The 16,530-nt window shown below is 68.4% G+C and carries 15 protein-coding genes; 13 read left to right on the forward strand and 2 right to left on the reverse strand.

Annotation, left to right across the window (positions count from 1 at the left end):
* Positions 1–46: 46 nt before the first annotated feature.
* The 4 genes from IEX25_RS07720 (at position 47) to IEX25_RS07735 (ending at position 4,395) form a co-directional block, all read left to right on the forward strand.
* On the forward strand, positions 47–2,329 hold the full coding sequence (locus IEX25_RS07720; protein ID WP_103173534.1) for a Tex family protein: 2,283 nt from the start codon (positions 47–49) through the stop codon (positions 2,327–2,329).
* A gap of 70 nt (positions 2,330–2,399) precedes the next feature.
* Positions 2,400–2,624: a hypothetical protein gene (locus tag IEX25_RS07725; RefSeq protein ID WP_103173533.1), complete on the forward strand. Its 225-nt coding sequence runs from the start codon at positions 2,400–2,402 to the stop codon at positions 2,622–2,624.
* 149 nt (positions 2,625–2,773) lie between these two features.
* Positions 2,774–3,934 carry an isovaleryl-CoA dehydrogenase gene (locus IEX25_RS07730; protein WP_188714669.1) on the forward strand — a complete coding sequence of 387 codons (1,161 nt, stop codon included), beginning with the start codon at positions 2,774–2,776 and terminating at the stop codon, positions 3,932–3,934.
* On the forward strand, positions 3,934–4,395 hold the full coding sequence (locus tag IEX25_RS07735; protein WP_103173531.1) for a lysozyme inhibitor LprI family protein: 462 nt from the start codon (positions 3,934–3,936) through the stop codon (positions 4,393–4,395). Before IEX25_RS07730 ends, IEX25_RS07735 begins: the two co-directional genes overlap by 1 nt.
* 44 nt (positions 4,396–4,439) lie before the next feature.
* Here the strand turns inward: IEX25_RS07735 and IEX25_RS07740 are convergent, their stop codons facing one another.
* Positions 4,440–5,051 carry an OmpW/AlkL family protein gene (locus IEX25_RS07740; RefSeq protein ID WP_103173554.1) on the reverse strand — a complete coding sequence of 204 codons (612 nt, stop codon included), beginning with the start codon at positions 5,049–5,051 and terminating at the stop codon, positions 4,440–4,442.
* Between the two features lie 134 nt (positions 5,052–5,185).
* Between IEX25_RS07740 and IEX25_RS07745 the strand changes: the two genes are divergently transcribed.
* The 8 genes from IEX25_RS07745 (at position 5,186) to IEX25_RS07780 (ending at position 14,762) form a co-directional block, all read left to right on the forward strand.
* Positions 5,186–6,790, forward strand: a complete 1,605-nt coding sequence (locus tag IEX25_RS07745) for a carboxyl transferase domain-containing protein (protein WP_188714670.1) — start codon at positions 5,186–5,188, stop codon at positions 6,788–6,790.
* A gap of 93 nt (positions 6,791–6,883) precedes the next feature.
* Complete coding sequence (locus tag IEX25_RS07750) at positions 6,884–8,812, forward strand: acetyl-CoA carboxylase biotin carboxylase subunit (protein ID WP_188714671.1); 1,929 nt, start codon at positions 6,884–6,886, stop codon at positions 8,810–8,812.
* A complete protein-coding gene (locus IEX25_RS07755) occupies positions 8,805–9,533 on the forward strand; it encodes a glutathione S-transferase family protein (protein ID WP_103173528.1) in 729 nt (242 codons plus the stop codon). Before IEX25_RS07750 ends, IEX25_RS07755 begins: the two co-directional genes overlap by 8 nt.
* Positions 9,526–10,389 (forward strand): hydroxymethylglutaryl-CoA lyase, encoded by an 864-nt coding sequence (locus tag IEX25_RS07760; protein WP_103173527.1) that lies wholly within the window; start codon positions 9,526–9,528, stop codon positions 10,387–10,389. Before IEX25_RS07755 ends, IEX25_RS07760 begins: the two co-directional genes overlap by 8 nt.
* Positions 10,382–11,164: a crotonase/enoyl-CoA hydratase family protein gene (locus IEX25_RS07765; RefSeq protein WP_103173526.1), complete on the forward strand. Its 783-nt coding sequence runs from the start codon at positions 10,382–10,384 to the stop codon at positions 11,162–11,164. The genes IEX25_RS07760 and IEX25_RS07765 overlap by 8 nt, the downstream gene beginning before the upstream one ends.
* A gap of 44 nt (positions 11,165–11,208) precedes the next feature.
* Positions 11,209–11,664, forward strand: a complete 456-nt coding sequence (gene dut / locus IEX25_RS07770) for a dUTP diphosphatase (RefSeq protein ID WP_103173525.1) — start codon at positions 11,209–11,211, stop codon at positions 11,662–11,664.
* A gap of 71 nt (positions 11,665–11,735) precedes the next feature.
* Entirely contained in the window at positions 11,736–12,716 is a 981-nt protein-coding gene (locus tag IEX25_RS07775; protein WP_188714697.1) for a HesA/MoeB/ThiF family protein, read from the forward strand.
* A gap of 21 nt (positions 12,717–12,737) precedes the next feature.
* Positions 12,738–14,762, forward strand: coding sequence for a M3 family metallopeptidase (locus IEX25_RS07780; RefSeq protein WP_103173524.1), 2,025 nt, complete (start codon positions 12,738–12,740; stop codon positions 14,760–14,762).
* An 11-nt stretch (positions 14,763–14,773) separates the two neighbouring features.
* Here the strand turns inward: IEX25_RS07780 and IEX25_RS07785 are convergent, their stop codons facing one another.
* A complete protein-coding gene (locus tag IEX25_RS07785) occupies positions 14,774–15,334 on the reverse strand; it encodes an SH3 domain-containing protein (RefSeq protein ID WP_103173523.1) in 561 nt (186 codons plus the stop codon).
* 173 nt (positions 15,335–15,507) lie between these two features.
* Between IEX25_RS07785 and IEX25_RS07790 the strand changes: the two genes are divergently transcribed.
* Entirely contained in the window at positions 15,508–16,509 is a 1,002-nt protein-coding gene (locus tag IEX25_RS07790) for a 2-hydroxyacid dehydrogenase (RefSeq protein ID WP_103173522.1), read from the forward strand.
* Positions 16,510–16,530 lie beyond the last annotated feature (21 nt).

Consider the following 16,530-nt stretch of genomic DNA (forward strand, 5'->3'; position numbering starts at 1 on the left):
GACGCCCTGGCCGGTTAGAACCACCTTCCGTTTCCCGGAGGATCCCATGGACACAGCCGCCCGCATCGCCCGCACCATCGCGACCGAGATCAATGCCACCCCCGCCCAGGTCACGGCTGCGGCCGATCTGCTGGATGGCGGCGCGACGGTGCCCTTTGTGGCGCGATACCGGAAAGAGGCGACGGGCGGCCTGGACGACACGCAGTTGCGCACGCTGTCGGACCGCCTGGCCTATCTGCGGGACATGGAGGCGAGGCGGGCGGCGATCCTCAATTCCATCAAGGACCAGGGCAAGCTGACCGACGACCTGGCCCGCGCCATCGCCGGGGCGGAAACGAAATCCGCGCTGGAGGACATTTACCTGCCCTTCAAGCCCAAGCGGCGCACCAAGGCGATGATCGCGCGGGAAAACGGGTTGGAGCCGCTGCTGCGCGCGATCCAGGACGACCGCGCGGCCGATCCGGCCGCGCTTGCCGCGGGCTATGTGATCGGGGCGGTGGCCGACGTGAAGGCCGCGTTGGACGGCGCGCGCGACATCCTGGTCGAGGAACTGTCGGAAAACGCCGCGCTGCTGGGCGCCTTGCGCGACTTCATGCGGGCCGAGGCCTTTATCGCCGCCAAGCTGATCGCGGGCAAGGAAACCGCAGGCGCGAAGTTCAGCGACTATTTCGACCATCGGGAAAAATGGTCGGCCATCCCCTCGCACCGGGCGCTGGCGATCCTGCGTGCGGCGAAGGAAGAAGTCGTCACCATCGACATCGCGCCCGACCCCGAAACCGGCGCTCAGCGGGCCGAGGGCATCGTGGCGCAGGCCATCGGCATCCGGGGCAGCGCGCCGGGCGATCAATGGCTGCGGCAGGTGGCGGGCTGGACCTGGCGCGTCCGGCTGTCCAACACGATGTATATCGACCTGATGACCGAATTGCGCAAACGCGCGCATGACGAGGCGATCCGCGTCTTCGGTCGCAACCTGCGCGACCTGCTGCTGGCCGCGCCTGCTGGCGCGCGGGTGACGCTGGGCATCGACCCCGGCATCCGCACCGGCTGCAAGATTGCGGTCGTGGACGCGACCGGCAAGCTGCTGGACACGGCGACCATCTATCCCTTCCAGCCGAAGAACGACCTGCGGGGGGCCGAGGCGACGCTTCTGGCGCTGATCGCGAAACATGGCGCGGATCTGGTCGCCATCGGCAACGGCACCGCCAGCCGAGAGACCGAGCGCCTTGTGGCCGAGGTGCTGAAGCGCCTGCCCAAGGGTGTGAAGGCGCCGACCAAGGTGATCGTGTCCGAGGCGGGCGCCTCGGTCTATTCCGCGTCGGAACTGGCCGCCAAGGAGTTCCCGCAGCTTGATGTGTCGCTGCGCGGCGCGGTGTCGATCGCCCGGCGACTGCAGGATCCGCTGGCCGAACTGGTCAAGGTGCCGCCCGAATCCATCGGCGTCGGCCAATACCAGCACGATGTGGACCAGCGGCAGCTTGCCAAGACGCTGGAAGCCGTGGTCGAGGATGCGGTGAACGCCGTCGGCGTGGACCTGAACACGGCATCCGCCCCGCTGCTGGCCCATGTCGCGGGACTGGGGCCGTCGCTGGCGCAGAACATCGTGGCCTGGCGCGACGAAAACGGCGCCTTCCCGTCGCGCGCGGCGCTGAAGAAGGTCGCGGGCCTTGGACCGCGCGCCTTCGAACAATGCGCAGGCTTTCTGCGCATCCGCGACGGCAAGGAGCCGCTGGACGCATCCGCCGTCCACCCCGAGGCTTACGGCGTCGCCCGCAGGATCGTGGCCGCCTGCGGGCGCGACATCCGCGCAATTATGGGCGACGGTGCCGCCCTGAAGGGCATCCGCGCCGAACAGTTCGTGGACGATCATTTCGGCCTGCCCACCATACGCGACATCCTGTCCGAACTGGAAAAGCCCGGCCGCGACCCGCGCCCCAGCTTCGTCACCGCCAGCTTCGCCGAGGGCGTGAACGAGATCACCGACCTGAAGCCCGGCATGACCCTGGAAGGAACGGTCACGAACGTCGCGGCCTTCGGGGCCTTCGTGGACATAGGCGTCCACCAGGACGGGCTGGTCCATGTCAGCCAGCTTGCCAACCGCTTCGTCAAGGATCCGAACGAGGTGGTGAAGGTCGGCGACGTGGTCCGCGTCCGCGTGACCGAGGTGGACGTGCCCCGCAAGCGCATCGGCCTGACGATGCGGACCGACGGCGAGGCCGCGAAACCCACGCAGAAGCCGCAAGGATCGGCAGGCCGCGCCACGGCTGCCCCCAAAACGGCCGGTCAGGGCGGATTCGGGGCTGCCCTGGCCGAAGCGATGCGGCGGAAATAGGGATCTTTTCGTCCCCACGGATCCAGCACGGCCCGGCCATCGTTCGGTGCCGTGGTGATCGGGGGGCGCGATGCAGATCAGGATCCAGGTCGAACTCGAATGCAGGTTCACGACCCCGGGACCGGCGTTCCTTGCGGTCGAGGCCGCCGGAGCCTTCAGGCAGGAGATCAGCAAGGCGTCGATCGACTTTGGCCGGGTCGAACATCTTGCCCGTGTCCCGGGCGAGGAAGGGATCGGCGAGAAGATCATCATCCGCACCGCCTCCCAGATCGTCAGCGTCACACCCGGAGGATGAGCGCGCAGGCAGGGCCATGGGGCCCATCCTGCCGCAAGCTCGGGCTGTTGACCGCAGGGTTGCCAGGGCGCAGGCTTCGCCTTGACGACGGCCATGTGAGCAGATTATAGAAATGAACGGTCGTTCAATAAAAGCGGAGGGGATGCGCGATGTTCACGCGGGGGATGGAATTCGACCTGGGCGAGGATGTGAACGCCTTGCGCGACATGGTGCATCGTTGGGCGCAGGACCGCGTCAAGCCCATCGCCGCCGAGGTTGACCGCACGAACGCTTTCCCCAACGAGTTGTGGACCGAGATGGGTGACCTGGGCCTTCTGGGCATCACCGTCCCCGAGGAATTCGGCGGCGCGGGCATGGGCTATCTGGCCCATGTGATCGCGACCGAGGAAATCGCCCGGGCATCCGCCAGCGTCAGCCTGTCCTATGGTGCGCATTCGAACCTTTGCGTGAACCAGATCAAGCTGAACGGCACCGACGAACAGCGCCGCAAGTATCTGCCCGACCTGTGCAGCGGCAAGGCTGTCGGCGCCCTTGCCATGTCCGAGGAGGGCGCGGGCAGCGACGTGGTGTCGATGAAGCTGCGGGCGGAAAAGAAGAACGACCGCTATGTCCTGAACGGCAGCAAATACTGGATCACCAACGCCCCCGACGCCCATACCCTGGTCGTCTATGCCAAGACCGACCCGGATGCGGGCAGCAAGGGCATCACCGCCTTTATCGTCGAACGGGGGATGGCGGGGTTCAGCACCTCTCCGCATTTCGACAAGCTGGGGATGCGCGGGTCCAACACGGGCGAGCTGATCTTCGAGAATTGCGAGATCCCCTTCGAGAATGTCCTGGGCGAGGAAGGCCGCGGCGTGCGCGTGCTGATGTCGGGCCTGGATTACGAACGGCTGGTGTTGTCGGGCATCGGCACCGGCATCATGGCCGCCTGTCTGGACGAGGTGATGCCTTACGTCCGCGACCGCAAGCAGTTCGGCCAGCCGATCGGCTCGTTCCAGCTGATGCAGGGCAAGATCGCCGACATGTATGTCGCGCTGAACACCGCCCGCGCCTACGTCTATGAGGTCGCGCGCGCCTGCGACGCGGGCAAGGTGACCCGGCAGGACGCGGCGGGCGCCGTGCTTTACGCCAGCGAACAGGCGATGGTGCAGGCGCATCAGGCCGTGCAGGCGCTTGGCGGGGCCGGGTTCCTGAACGACAGCGTGGTCAGCCGCCTGTTCCGCGACGCCAAGCTGATGGAGATCGGCGCGGGCACCAGCGAAATCCGCCGGATGCTGATCGGCCGCGAATTGCTGGGCCTGGTCTGATGCGCGTCCTTCTGGCCTGGGCGCTGCTTGCTTCGCCGGTCTTGGCGCAGGATGCGGAAACGCTGGCGGTAGATGCCTCGATCGTCGAAGCTTGCGTGGCCGACACCCCGGCAGGAGAGTTGACGCCCGCCTGCATCGGCGCCGCCGCCAAGGAATGCCAGCAGGCACCGGGCGGCGATACCACCATCGGCATCGTGCAATGCGTCATGGCCGAACACGCCGCCTGGGACGAGGCGCTGAATCGCGAATACAGGGAAACCCGCGCGGCCTATGGCGAGGATGAAACCGCCGCCGCCAGCCTGCTTGCCGCGCAACGGGCCTGGATCGCCTGGCGCGATGCCGAATGTGCGTTCCAGTATGACCGCTATGGCGGCGGCTCGATGCGGTCCGTGGCCGCCGCCAACTGCAAGATGAGCATGACGGCCATGCGCACCCTGGAACTGAAGGCGCTGCGCGGATGATGGGAGGGCGCCGCAACCCGATCGGCAGGCGCCCCGCCGGGGCGTCAGAACTTCATCACATAGCTGACGCCCGCCACGACCGGGTTTACCTCGACCTGGCCGATGTCGCCGCCGTTCAGCGTCACGTCGGCGTCGATGTCGATCCAGCGCAGGTCGGCGCGCAGGGCCGAACGGTCGTTGATCCAGTAGTCAGTGCCCAGATGCGCGGCCAGGCCCCAGCTGTTCTTCACGCGCAGGTCGCTGCCCGCCAGCGGCCCCCTGGCTTCCGCGTCGAAGAAGCCGGTGAAGTTCACGCCGATGCCCACGAAGGGCTTCAACTGCGGCGTGGCGTCGAAATGATATTGCAGCGACACGACCGGCGGCAGGTGCTTGACGCTGCCGATCTCGGCCCCGTTCGAACGGATCGAATGCTTGAAGGGCAGGGCGGCCAGAAGCTCGACCCCGATATTGTCGCGGATGAAATATTCGACGGTGATCTGCGGACGGGTGTTGTCGCCGATGCTGACCGGAACCGTGCCGCCGACCAGGGCGCCATTGTCGGACTTGGGATTCACATTGGCCAGGCCCAGACCCAGGGTCAGGTCGCCCGCCTGCTGCGCAGCCGCCGGGGAAATGGCAGCCAGAACGGCCACGGCGGCAAGGCACGGAATTTTCATCATACGACTCCTTCAAAGGTTACCGATTGCTGCCTGGACGCGGCGTACGGCCGAAAACATGATCTGGATCAAACCGCTGTGAAGATAAGCTCGGCTGCGACACTGCGCCGCGCCTCCCTTGGGAAAGCCTGCCCATGAAGCTGACATCCTCTGCCCTGACGACATCGGACATTTTCCGCGCCAACCGCGAGGCGCATCTGGCGCTGATCGAGGTCGCCCGTCAGGCGGCCTTGGCCGCTGCCGCCGGAGGCGGCCCCAAGGCGATGGAACGCCATACAAGCCGCGGCAAGATGCCGCCGCGCGAACGGGTGGCGAACCTGCTGGACGCCGGCAGCCCGTTCCTGGAAATCGGCGCCACGGCGGCGCATGGCATGTATGACGGCGCGGCCCCCGGCGCGGGCGTGATCGCGGGCATAGGACGGGTGCATGGCCAGGATGTGATGGTCGTGGCCAATGACGCGACGGTGAAGGGCGGCACCTATTACCCCCTGTCGGTCAAGAAGCACCTGCGCGCCCAGGAAATCGCCGAACAATGCCATCTGCCCTGCGTTTATCTGGTCGATTCGGGCGGTGCCAACCTGCCCAACCAGGACGAGGTCTTTCCCGACCGCGACCATTTCGGCCGCATCTTCTTCAACCAGGCGCAGATGAGCGCGAAGGGCATCCCGCAGATCGCCGTGGTCATGGGCAGTTGCACGGCAGGCGGCGCCTATGTGCCAGCCATGTCGGACGTCACCATCATCGTGCGCAACCAGGGCACGATCTTCCTGGCCGGTCCGCCCCTTGTGCGCGCCGCCACCGGAGAGGTCGTCAGCGCCGAGGATCTGGGCGGCGGCGATGTCCATACCCGCCTGTCCGGCGTGGCCGACTATCTGGCCGAGGATGACGGCCATGCCCTCGCCATGGCCCGCCGCGCCATCGGCAGCCTGAACCGCCGGATGCCCGACAGCGTCGTCTGGCAGTCGCCCGAACCCCCGGCCTTCGATCCCGAGGAGATCCTGGGCGTCGTCCCCGCCGACCTGCGCACCCCCTACGACATCCGCGAGGTGATCGCCCGCGTGGTGGACGGCTCGCGTTTCGACGAATTCAAGGCCCGCTTCGGCGAGACGCTGGTCACGGGCTTTGCCCATGTCGAGGGCTGCCCGGTTGGCATCGTCGCCAACAATGGCGTGCTGTTCTCGGAAGCGGCGCAGAAGGGCGCGCATTTCATCGAACTGTGCAGCCAACGGTCCATTCCGCTGGTCTTCCTGCAGAACATCACCGGCTTCATGGTCGGGCGCAAATACGAGAACGAAGGCATCGCCCGCCACGGCGCCAAGATGGTCACGGCGGTCGCCACGACCAATGTCCCCAAGATCACCATGCTGGTCGGCGGCAGCTTCGGCGCGGGCAACTATGGCATGGCGGGCCGCGCCTATTCCCCGCGCTTCCTCTGGACCTGGCCTAATTCGCGCATCAGCGTGATGGGCGGCGAACAGGCCGCAGGCGTTCTGGCCACCGTCCGCCGCGAGGGGATCGAGCGCCAGGGCGGCACTTGGTCCCCCGAGGAGGAGGCCGAGTTCAAGCGCCCCACGATCGAGATGTTCGACCGCCAGTCCCACCCGCTCTACGCCTCGGCCCGGCTCTGGGACGACGGCATCATCGACCCGCGCAAGACCCGCGACGTTCTGGCCCTGTCGCTGCGCGCCAGCTTGAATGCCCCCATCGAACCGACGCGCTTCGGCGTCTTCAGGATGTAGGCCGATGCATCATCCATCTTCTGTGTCCAAATATCCCGCGGGGGTCCGGGGGCGCGAAGCCCCCGGCTTGGCCCGCCACACGCAGGTGCCGCCATGTTCCAGAAAATCCTGATCGCCAACCGGGGCGAGATCGCCTGCCGCGTCATCGACACCGCCCGCAGGCTGGGCATCCGCACGGTCGCGGTCTTTTCGGACGCCGACCGCGCCGCCCGCCATGTCGCGATGGCTGACGAGGCCGTCCAAATCGGCGGTCCTGCGCCCAAGGACAGCTACCTGCGCGGCGATGCGATCATCCGGGCTGCGCTTGATACCGGGGCGCAGGCGATCCATCCGGGCTATGGCTTCCTGTCCGAGAACCCGGATTTCGTCGATGCGGTGACGGCCGCGGGCCTGGTCTTCATCGGCCCCTCGGCCGATGCGATCCGGGCGATGGGTCTGAAGGACGCGGCCAAGGCGCTGATGGCCCAGGCCGGCGTCCCGGTCGTGCCCGGCTATCACGGGGAAAACCAGGATCCCGCCTATCTTGAGGAACAGGCGGGCCAGGTCGGCTATCCGGTGCTGATCAAGGCCGTGGCGGGCGGCGGCGGCAAGGGGATGCGCCTTGTCGAGCGTCCGGCCGACTTCGCCGCCGCGCTGCAATCTGCACAGGGCGAGGCCGCGACGGCCTTCGGCAACCCTGCCGTCCTGATCGAGAAATACATCCAGCAGCCCCGCCATATCGAGGTGCAGGTCTTCGGCGACGGCACCAAGGCCGTCCACCTGTTCGAACGCGACTGCTCCCTGCAGCGCCGCCACCAGAAGGTGATCGAGGAAGCGCCCGCCCCCGGCATGACGCCGGAAATGCGTCAGGCCATGGGCGATGCGGCAGTGCGGGCCGCCGAGGCCATCGGCTATGCCGGTGCGGGCACCATCGAGTTCATCGTGGACGGCAGCCAGGGCCTGCGCCCCGATGGCTTCTGGTTCATGGAGATGAACACCCGCCTTCAGGTCGAACACCCGGTGACCGAGGCGATCACCGGCGTCGATCTGGTCGAATGGCAGCTGCGCGTCGCCAGCGGCGAACCCTTGCCCGCGCGGCAAGACGACCTGACCATCAACGGCCATGCCTTCGAGGCCCGCCTTTATGCCGAGGACGTGCCCGCGGGCTTCCTGCCCGCCACTGGCCGCCTGGCGCATCTGCGCTTTGCCGACGATGCCCGCAACGAAACCGGCGTGCGCCAGGGCGACACGATCAGCCCCTGGTATGATCCGATGATCGCCAAGGTCGTCACCTGGGGCAAGACCCGCGCCATCGCGCTGAGCAAGCTGGAAGCAGCCCTTGTCGATACCGAGGTCGCGGGCACCGTCACCAATATCGACTTCCTGATCGCCCTTGCGCGGCACGACGGCTTCCGCAAGGGCGAGGTCGATACCGGCCTGATCGCCCGCGACCTCGACGCGCTTGTCGCGGCGTCCGAACCCCAGCCCGCAGCCCGCGCCCTTGCCGTCATCGGGCTTGCGGGTCTTGCCGATCCCCAGGTCAAGGGCGGCATGACCCTGTGGCAGCCCCTGCGGCGCACGATCCACTGGCAGGGCGGGCAGGCCGTGCTGGAGGTCCTGGGCCCCGGCGCGGCCCGTGTGACGCTGGACGGCCAGCCGCATGAGGTCCGCTGGCAGGGCGACCGCTGGTGGGTGGACGGCAGCCTTTGCCGCCACCGCATCACCGCCCATGACAGCGGCGTCAGCGTCTTCGGCGCGGGCAGCCTGCATCTGGCGCCGCTGGACCCGCTGGATCGGCAGGCCGATGCCGGGGCAGGGGCGGCGCTGACGCTCTCGCCCATGCCGGGACTGGTGAAATCGGTCGAGGTCATCGCCGGGCAGGCTGTGAAGACAGGCGACCGGTTGTGCGTGCTGGAGGCGATGAAGATGGAACACAGCCTGACCGCCGCCCGCGACGGCGTGGTGGCCGAGGTGCTGGCGCAAGCGGGCGATCAGGTCGAAGCCGGCGCCCCCTTGATCCGGTTGGAGGAAGAGGATGCCTGACACGCCCCCCGAACCCACGCCGACCGACGCCCCGCCCCCTGCCCAAGGCGGGCCGGTGGGCGACAGCGGCGAGATCATCCTGTGGCATGTGCCCTTGTCGCGGTCCATGCGGATCCTGTGGCTGCTCAATGAACTGGAACTGCCCTTCGCGTTGCGGGTGATGGACCTGCGCAGCAAGGACATGCGCGGCGCGGAATACGAGGCGATCCACCCCGTCGGCCGCGCCCCCGCCCTGCAGATCGACGGCAGCGTGATCCACGAATCCGGCGCGATGGTCGAATACCTCTGCGAGACGCGCGGCCCGCATCTGTGGCGCGCGCCGGGGGCCGAGGGGCGGCTGGGCTGGCTCGACTGGCTGCATTTCGCGGAAACGCTGGGCCAGCATATCGCCAACCTGACGCAAAGCCACCTGATGCTGCGCGACCCCTCCACGCGTTCGCATACGGTGATGAAGCTGGAAACCGCGCGGCTGGGCCGGGCGCTGCGGATGGTGGAACAGACGGTCGATGGGCAGGACTGGCTGATGGCCGGCGGCTTTGCGGGCGTGGATTGCGCCGTCGGCTGGTCGGTCTGGACCGCCGGCCGCTTTGTGCGTCTAACGCCCGCGCTGCAGGCCTATGCCGACCGCTGCACCGCGCGCCCCGCCTTCCGCCGCGCGCTGCCGCAGGAAGGCGAGCCGCAGCTTTACACCCAGGATTTCTACGAGCTTCCCGATGCCTGACTTCGTCGAAATCTTCGAGATGGGCCCGCGCGACGGGCTGCAGAACGAAAAGCGGCTGATCCCCGCCGCCGACAAGATCGCGCTGGTGGACCTGCTGTCCCAGGCGGGTTTCCGGCGGATCGAGGTGACCAGCTTCGTCAGTCCGAAATGGGTTCCGCAGATGGGCGACGCGGCCGAGGTCATGGCGGGCATCGCCCGCGCGCCCGGGGTCAGCTACGCCGTCCTGACGCCCAACATGAAGGGCTACGAGGGTGCAAAGGCCGCCCGCGCCAGCGAGGTCGCGATCTTCGCCAGCGCGTCCGAAGGCTTCAGCCGCGCGAACCTGAACGCCACCATCGCCGAAAGCCTGGAACGGCTGGTCCCGGTCGCGCAGGCGGCGCAGGCCGACGGCATCCCGGTGCGCGGCTATGTCAGCGTGGTCACCGACTGCCCCTTCGACGGCCCCACACCCCCCGCCAATGTCGCCCGCGTCGCGGCGGCCCTGCGCGACATGGGCTGTTACGAGATCAGCCTGGGCGACACCATCGGCCAGGGACGCCCGGAAACCATCGACGCCATGCTGGCCGCCGTGCTGGAGGAGATGCCCGCCAACCGCCTGGCCGGCCATTACCACGACACGGCTGGCCGCGCTCTTGACAACATCGATGCCAGCCTTGCGCGCGGGCTGCGGGTCTTTGACGCCGCGGTCGGGGGGCTGGGCGGCTGCCCCTATGCCCCTGGTGCTGCGGGCAATGTCGCGACGGAAAAGGTCGCGGCGCATCTGGCCGCGCGGGGCCATGCCCATGGCCTCGACATGACCATCATCGAAAAGGCCGCGGCCTTCGCGCGCGGATTGCGGGGAATGACCCATGCCTGAGACGATCCGCATCGACACCGACGCCCGTGGCGTGGCGACCCTGTGGCTGGCGCGGCCCGACAAGCACAATGCCCTGTCCCAGCGGATGATGGAGGAACTGACCGAGGCCGCGGCCCTGCTTGGCGCCGATCCCGCCGTGCGGGTGGTGGTCTTGGCGGGCGAGGGCGCCAGTTTCTGCGCGGGCGGCGATCTGAGCTGGATGCGGGCGCAGATGGATGCAGATGCGGAAACGCGGCGGGCCGGCGCGCGGGTGCTGGCCGGGATGCTGTCGGCGCTGAACCTGCTACCGAAGCCTCTGATCGCCCGCGTCCATGGCAATGCCTTTGGCGGCGGCGTGGGCATGATGGCGGTGGCCGACATCGCCATTGCCGCCAGCACCGCGAAGTTCGGGCTGACTGAGGTGAAGCTGGGCCTGATCCCCGCCACCATCGGCCCCTATGTCCTGGCCCGGATGGGAGAGGACAAGGCCCGGCGCGTCTTCTTCTCGGCCCGCCTGTTCGGCGCGGACGAGGCGGTGACGCTGAACCTTGCCGCCCGCGTTGTCGCGCCGGACGATCTGGACGGCGCCGTCGAGGCCGAGGTCGCGCCCTTCCTGCTGGCCGCCCCTGCTGCGGTCGCTGCCGCCAAGGCGCAATGCCGCGCCCATGGTCCGCGCATCGACCATGCCGTGATCGAGGACAGCATCGACCGGCTGGTCGCCGTCTGGGAGGGCGACGAGGCCCCGGAGGGGATCGCCGCCTTCTTCGACAAGCGCAAGCCCCGCTGGCAGGTCTGATCCGCATCCGCTAAGGCTGGCGAAGGACAGCAAGAGCGGCAGGCATGGAAGTCAGGATACTGGATGCGCGGATCCACGAATGGGGTCTGCCGGATTACCAGACGGCGGGCTCGGCGGCGATCGACCTGTTCGCCTGCCTGGACGCGGCGACCGCCATTGCCCCGCAGGCGCCCGCTGTGCTGATCAGCGCGGGGATCGCGCTGTCCTTTGACGATTTCTCCTTCGCGGGGCTGGTCCTGCCCCGATCAGGACAAGGCCACAAGCGCGGGCTGGTCCTGGGCAATTCGACCGGGCTGATCGACCCCGACTACACGGGCGAAGTGATGATCAGCACCTGGAACCGCAATCCGCCGGGATCGGACCCCATCATCATCCAGCCGGGCGAACGTATCGCGCAGATGATCTTCGTGCCCGTGCTGCGGCCGCGCTTCACGGTCGTGGACGCCTTCAGCCGGACCACCGCGCGGGCCGCGGGCGGCTTCGGCTCGACCGGGGCCTGAGGCGCGTGACCGGGTTCTGGCTGCTGCTGGGCGTCGCGGTGGCGGGCTGGGTCTTCGGCCTGCCGCGCCGGATGCTGCTGGCGGCTGTCGCGGCGGTCTGGGCGCTTGTCGTGCTGGCGCATCTGCTGGCCCCGGCCCTGGGCGCGTTCTTCGGCGGATCGGCGCGCGGCTGGCTGGTCGCGGGAGGTCTGGCGGGCCTTGTTCTGGCCTATCGCGCCGTGCTTGCCTGGTTGCGCGCCCGCGCCGTGCCCGTAGAACAGCCCGCACCCGCCGCCGCCCCGGTCAGGGATGCCGAACTTGACCGCTATGCCCGCCACCTTGTGCTGCGAGAGATCGGCGGCCCCGGCCAGATGCGCCTGCGCGAGGCGGAGGTGCTGGTGGTCGGCGCGGGCGGGCTTGGCGCGCCGGTCTGCCTTTACCTGGCGGCGGCGGGGGTGGGGCGGATCACGCTTGCCGACGACGACACGGTCGGCCTGTCGAACCTGCAACGCCAGGTGATCTTTCGCAGCGACCAGCAGGGGCAGCCCAAGGCCCAGGCCGCCGCAGTCGCGATGCGCGCGCTGAACCCGCTGGTCCAGGTGACGCCCCTGCTGCGCCGCATCACCGAGGCCGATGCGGACCTGATCGCCCAACACGACCTGGTGCTGGATGGCACCGACAGCTTTGACGTGCGCGATGCCGTGAACCGCGCCTGTGTCGCGGCCAGCGTGCCGCTGATCGCGGGGTCGATCGCGCAATGGGAAGGGCAGGTCACGCTCTATGATCCCGCGCGCGGCGGGCCCTGCCTGTCCTGCCTGTTCCCCACGGCCCCCGCGCCTGGTCTTGCCCCGCCCTGCGCCGAGGCTGGGGTGGTCGGCCCCTTGCCGGGCGTGGTCGGCAGCATGATGGCGCTCGAGGCGATAAAGCATCTGACCGGCGCGGGGCAGGGCCTGCGCGGGCGGATGATGATCTTCGACGGGCTTTACGGCGAAAGCCGCATGATCGGCACAACGCGGCGGGCGGATTGTCCGGTCTGCGGATCGGGTCTGGAAGGTGGCGCGACCGCCCCTTAGGTTCATGGCAAAGGAGACGCCATGAACGCCGAACTGACCCGCTGGACCGGACCCGAGGGGCTTCCCCGCTTCGACCTGATCGCCGACACCGACATTGCCCCCGCCTTCGACCGCGAACTGGCCGCAGCCGAAGCCGCGATGGAGGCGATCGCCGCCAATCCCGAAGCCCCGACCTTCGCCAACACCGTCGCCGCCATGGAGGTCGCCGAGGAAGGGCTGAACCGCGTGTTGTCGATCTTCTACACGCTGGCCAATGTCGATTCGAACCCCGCGCGAGAGGCGCTGCAGCGCGATTTCGCCCCCCGGCTTGCGGCCTATAACAGCAAGACCGGCATGGACCCGCGCCTTTATGCCCGCGTCAAGGCGGTGGCCGAGACCGCCGACACCCTGCCGCCCGAGGATCGGCGCATCACCGAACTGGCGCTGCGCGGCCTGACCCGGTCCGGCGCGGGGCTGGAGGGCGGGGCGCGTGACCGCATGGCCGCGATCCGCGCCCGCATGGCGGTCCTGACCACGCAATTCTCGCAGAACGTGCTGGCCGACGAACGCGATTATGTCCTGCCAGTGCCGGATGACCGGCTGTCGGGGTTGCCCGACTGGTTGCTGCGGTCCATGCGCGCGGCGGCGAAGGCGCGGGGGATGGACGGGCAGGTCGTCACCCTGACGCGGTCGCTGATCGTGCCCTTCCTGGAACATGCCGGCGACCGCGCGCTGCGCGAGATGGCCTTCAAGGCCTGGGCCGCGCGCGGGTCGGGCCAGGGCGCGGGCGGCAAGGCCACCGACAACCTGCCCCTGGTGGCCGAAATCCTGGCCCTGCGCCACGAACGCGCCCGGCTGCTGGGCTATGCCGATTTCGCCGCCTACAAGCTGGAACCCGAGATGGCGGGCAGTGCCGACCGGGTGGCCGACCTGCTGGGCCGTGTCTGGGAACCCGCCCGCAAGCGTGCGGCCGAGGACGAGGCCAGGCTGACCGCCATGGCGCATCAGGACGGCGTGAACGGCGCGCTGGAAGCCTGGGACTGGCGGCTTTACGCGGAGCGGCTGCGGCGGCAGGACCATGATTTCGACGCCGATCAGGTCAAGCCTTACCTGACGCTGGACGCGATGCTGGGGGCGATGATGGATGTCGCGCATCGCCTGTTCCGGCTGGAGTTCCAGCCCTTCGACGCGCCGCTGTGGTCGCCCGATGCCCGCGCCTGGCGGATCACCCGCGACGGGCGGCTGATGGCGATCTTCGTGGGCGATTATTTCGCGCGGCCCTCGAAACGGTCGGGCGCCTGGTGTTCTTCGCTTCAGGTCCAGCATAAGATCGGCAAGGGCCAGCGGCCCATCGTGGTCAATGTCTGCAACTTCACCCCGCCCGAGGAACCGGGCGCGCCCGCATTCCTGTCCTGGGACGACGCCCGCACGCTGTTCCACGAATTCGGCCATGCGACGCATCACATCCTGTCGGACGTGACCTGGCCCTCGATCTCCGGGACATCGGTGGCGCAGGATTTCGTGGAACTGCCAAGCCAGCTTTACGAACATTGGCTGGAACAACCCACTGTTCTGGACGCCCATGCGCGCCATTACCGGACGGGCGAGCCTTTGCCCGCCGATCTGCGCGACCGCCTGCTGGCGGCGGGCAAGGCCGATGCGGGCTTTGCCACGACCGAATATCTGGAAAGCGCGCTGGTGGATCTGGCCTTTCACCGGGGCGAGCCGCCCGCCGATCCGATGGCCGCACAGGCGCGCGTTCTGGCCGACCTGGATGCGCCCGGCGCGATCCCCATGCGCCATGCCACGCCGCATTTCAGCCATGTCTTCAGCGGCGACAGCTATGCCAGCGGCTATTACAGCTATATGTGGTCCGAGGTGATGGACGCCGACGCCTTTGCGGCCTTCCAGGAAACGGGCGACATCTTCGACCCGGCGACGGCAAGGCGGCTGGAGGAGACGATCCTGTCCAAGGGCGGATCTGCCCCGGCGGACCAGTTGTGGCTGGCCTTCCGCCAGCGCATGCCGGGGGTGGATGCGCTGCTGCGGGGACGCGGACTGGCCTGAAGGCTTCCGGCCTAGTCCCGCACCTCGTCCGGGTCCACGCCCCAGATGGCGGTCTTGGGCACCCAGCCGCGCTGTCCGCCGCCGGAAATGCGGCACCAGCCGGGGTCGCATTCGCCCAGCCGGACGATGGCGCCCATTTCCGCGCGTGCCACGATGTCGGCGTCGGGATTGGGGCGGCTGCGCAATTCGACCATGTCCTGCGTGACAAGGGCGGTGCGCACGCCCGACAGCAGCGCGTAATGGACCCAGCCGCCCGCGCCGTCCTTGTCCTCGACCCGGCGCCAATGGCCGAATTCCGCGACCACGCGCAAGGGCATCCCGGCATGGCGGAACACCCAGTCGATGCGGTGCGACAGGCTGGGGCCGCGCCGGGCATTGCCCTCGGACCCTTTCAGGCTGACATAGCGGGGGACGGGCAGGTTGGTGACGGGTCCGCGGGTTTCCCCGCCATCCTGGACGCGCATGATCCGCGCATCGGCCGATTGCGGCACGCCCTGGGGCTGGGCCAGTGCCAAACCCGCTGTCGCGATCAGGATCGCCGCGCCGCCACTTATAAGCGTCCGTATTCTCATGTCCCGTCCGTTCCTGCCGACCGCCGTTCAGGCGGCCCTTTCTGCCCCTTGTCCGGGGCGCGCGCAGGCACCCCCATGGGGTCTTGTGCCTGCCCCATAACGCGGGCAGTTTGCCAAAGACGGCCTGTCTTTGGAAGGCCGCCACGACATGACATCGAGAAAGTGAGGCCATCATGCACAGCCCGCAACCCTCGCGCCAGAAACTGCGCGTCGTCGTGACGCGCCGCCTGCCCGAGGCGGTCGAGACGCGCATGAAGGAACTGTTCGACGTGGTGCTGCGCGACGACGACACGAAGATGTCGCGCGACGATCTGGCGGCGGCGATGCGCGGCGCGGATGTGCTGGTGCCGACGGTGACCGACCAGATAGACGCCAACATGCTGGCCCAGGCGGGCGAACGGCTGAAGCTGATCGCCAATTATGGCGCGGGGGTGGATCACATCGACGTCCATTCCGCCCGGCAGCGGGGCGTCCTGGTGACCAACACCCCCGGCGTCGTGACCGAGGATACCGCCGACATGGTCATGGCCCTGATCCTGGGCGTCACCCGGCGCATCCCCGAGGGCATGGCCGAAATGCAGGCGGGCCGCTGGTCCGGCTGGGCGCCGACATCGCATCTGGGCGGGCGCGTGGGCGGGCGAAGGCTGGGGATCCTGGGCATGGGCCGGATCGGCCAGGCGGTCGCGCGGCGTGCCAATGCCTTCGGGATGCAGGTCCATTACCACAACCGCCGCCGCCTGCGCCCCGAGATCGAGGAGGAATTGCAGGCGACCTATTGGGAAAGCCTGGACCAGATGCTGGCGCGCATGGACATCATCAGCGTGAACGCGCCGCATACGCCATCCACCTTCCACCTGCTGAACGCGCGGCGGCTGAAGCTGCTGAAGCCGACCGCCGTGGTCGTCAACACCTCGCGCGGCGAGGTGATCGACGAAAACGCCCTGACCCGGATGCTGCGCGCGGGGGAAATCGCAGGGGCGGGCCTCGACGTGTTCGAACACGGACACGAGATCAACCCCCGCCTTCGCGAATTGCCGAACGTGGTGCTGCTGCCGCATATGGGATCGGCCACGATCGAGGGGCGCGCCGAGATGGGCGAAAAGGTCATCATCAACATCAAGACCTTCGCCGACGGGCATCGTCCGCCGGATCTGGTCGTGCCGTCGATGCTGTAAGGGGGCGCTGCCCCCGTTCCC

This window comes from Paracoccus acridae (assembly GCF_014642735.1).
GTDB classification, from domain to species: Bacteria; Pseudomonadota; Alphaproteobacteria; order Rhodobacterales; family Rhodobacteraceae; genus Paracoccus; species Paracoccus acridae.

Bases quoted from the DNA above. Each gene is read 5' to 3' on its own strand.
- IEX25_RS07755 (WP_103173528.1), top strand. From the start codon at position 8,805: ATGCCTGACACGCCCCCCGAACCCACGCCGACCGACGCCCCGCCCCCT.
- IEX25_RS07765 (WP_103173526.1), top strand. From the start codon at position 10,382: ATGCCTGAGACGATCCGCATCGACACCGACGCCCGTGGCGTGGCGACC.
- IEX25_RS07785 (WP_103173523.1), bottom strand. From the start codon at position 15,334: ATGAGAATACGGACGCTTATAAGTGGCGGCGCGGCGATCCTGATCGCG.
- IEX25_RS07730 (WP_188714669.1), top strand. From the start codon at position 2,774: ATGTTCACGCGGGGGATGGAATTCGACCTGGGCGAGGATGTGAACGCC.
- IEX25_RS07790 (WP_103173522.1), top strand. From the start codon at position 15,508: ATGCACAGCCCGCAACCCTCGCGCCAGAAACTGCGCGTCGTCGTGACG.
- dut (WP_103173525.1), top strand. From the start codon at position 11,209: ATGGAAGTCAGGATACTGGATGCGCGGATCCACGAATGGGGTCTGCCG.
- IEX25_RS07775 (WP_188714697.1), top strand. From the start codon at position 11,736: ATGCTGCTGGCGGCTGTCGCGGCGGTCTGGGCGCTTGTCGTGCTGGCG.
- IEX25_RS07735 (WP_103173531.1), top strand. From the start codon at position 3,934: ATGCGCGTCCTTCTGGCCTGGGCGCTGCTTGCTTCGCCGGTCTTGGCG.
- IEX25_RS07745 (WP_188714670.1), top strand. From the start codon at position 5,186: ATGAAGCTGACATCCTCTGCCCTGACGACATCGGACATTTTCCGCGCC.
- IEX25_RS07740 (WP_103173554.1), bottom strand. From the start codon at position 5,051: ATGAAAATTCCGTGCCTTGCCGCCGTGGCCGTTCTGGCTGCCATTTCC.
- IEX25_RS07720 (WP_103173534.1), top strand. From the start codon at position 47: ATGGACACAGCCGCCCGCATCGCCCGCACCATCGCGACCGAGATCAAT.
- IEX25_RS07780 (WP_103173524.1), top strand. From the start codon at position 12,738: ATGAACGCCGAACTGACCCGCTGGACCGGACCCGAGGGGCTTCCCCGC.
- IEX25_RS07760 (WP_103173527.1), top strand. From the start codon at position 9,526: ATGCCTGACTTCGTCGAAATCTTCGAGATGGGCCCGCGCGACGGGCTG.
- IEX25_RS07725 (WP_103173533.1), top strand. From the start codon at position 2,400: ATGCAGATCAGGATCCAGGTCGAACTCGAATGCAGGTTCACGACCCCG.
- IEX25_RS07750 (WP_188714671.1), top strand. From the start codon at position 6,884: ATGTTCCAGAAAATCCTGATCGCCAACCGGGGCGAGATCGCCTGCCGC.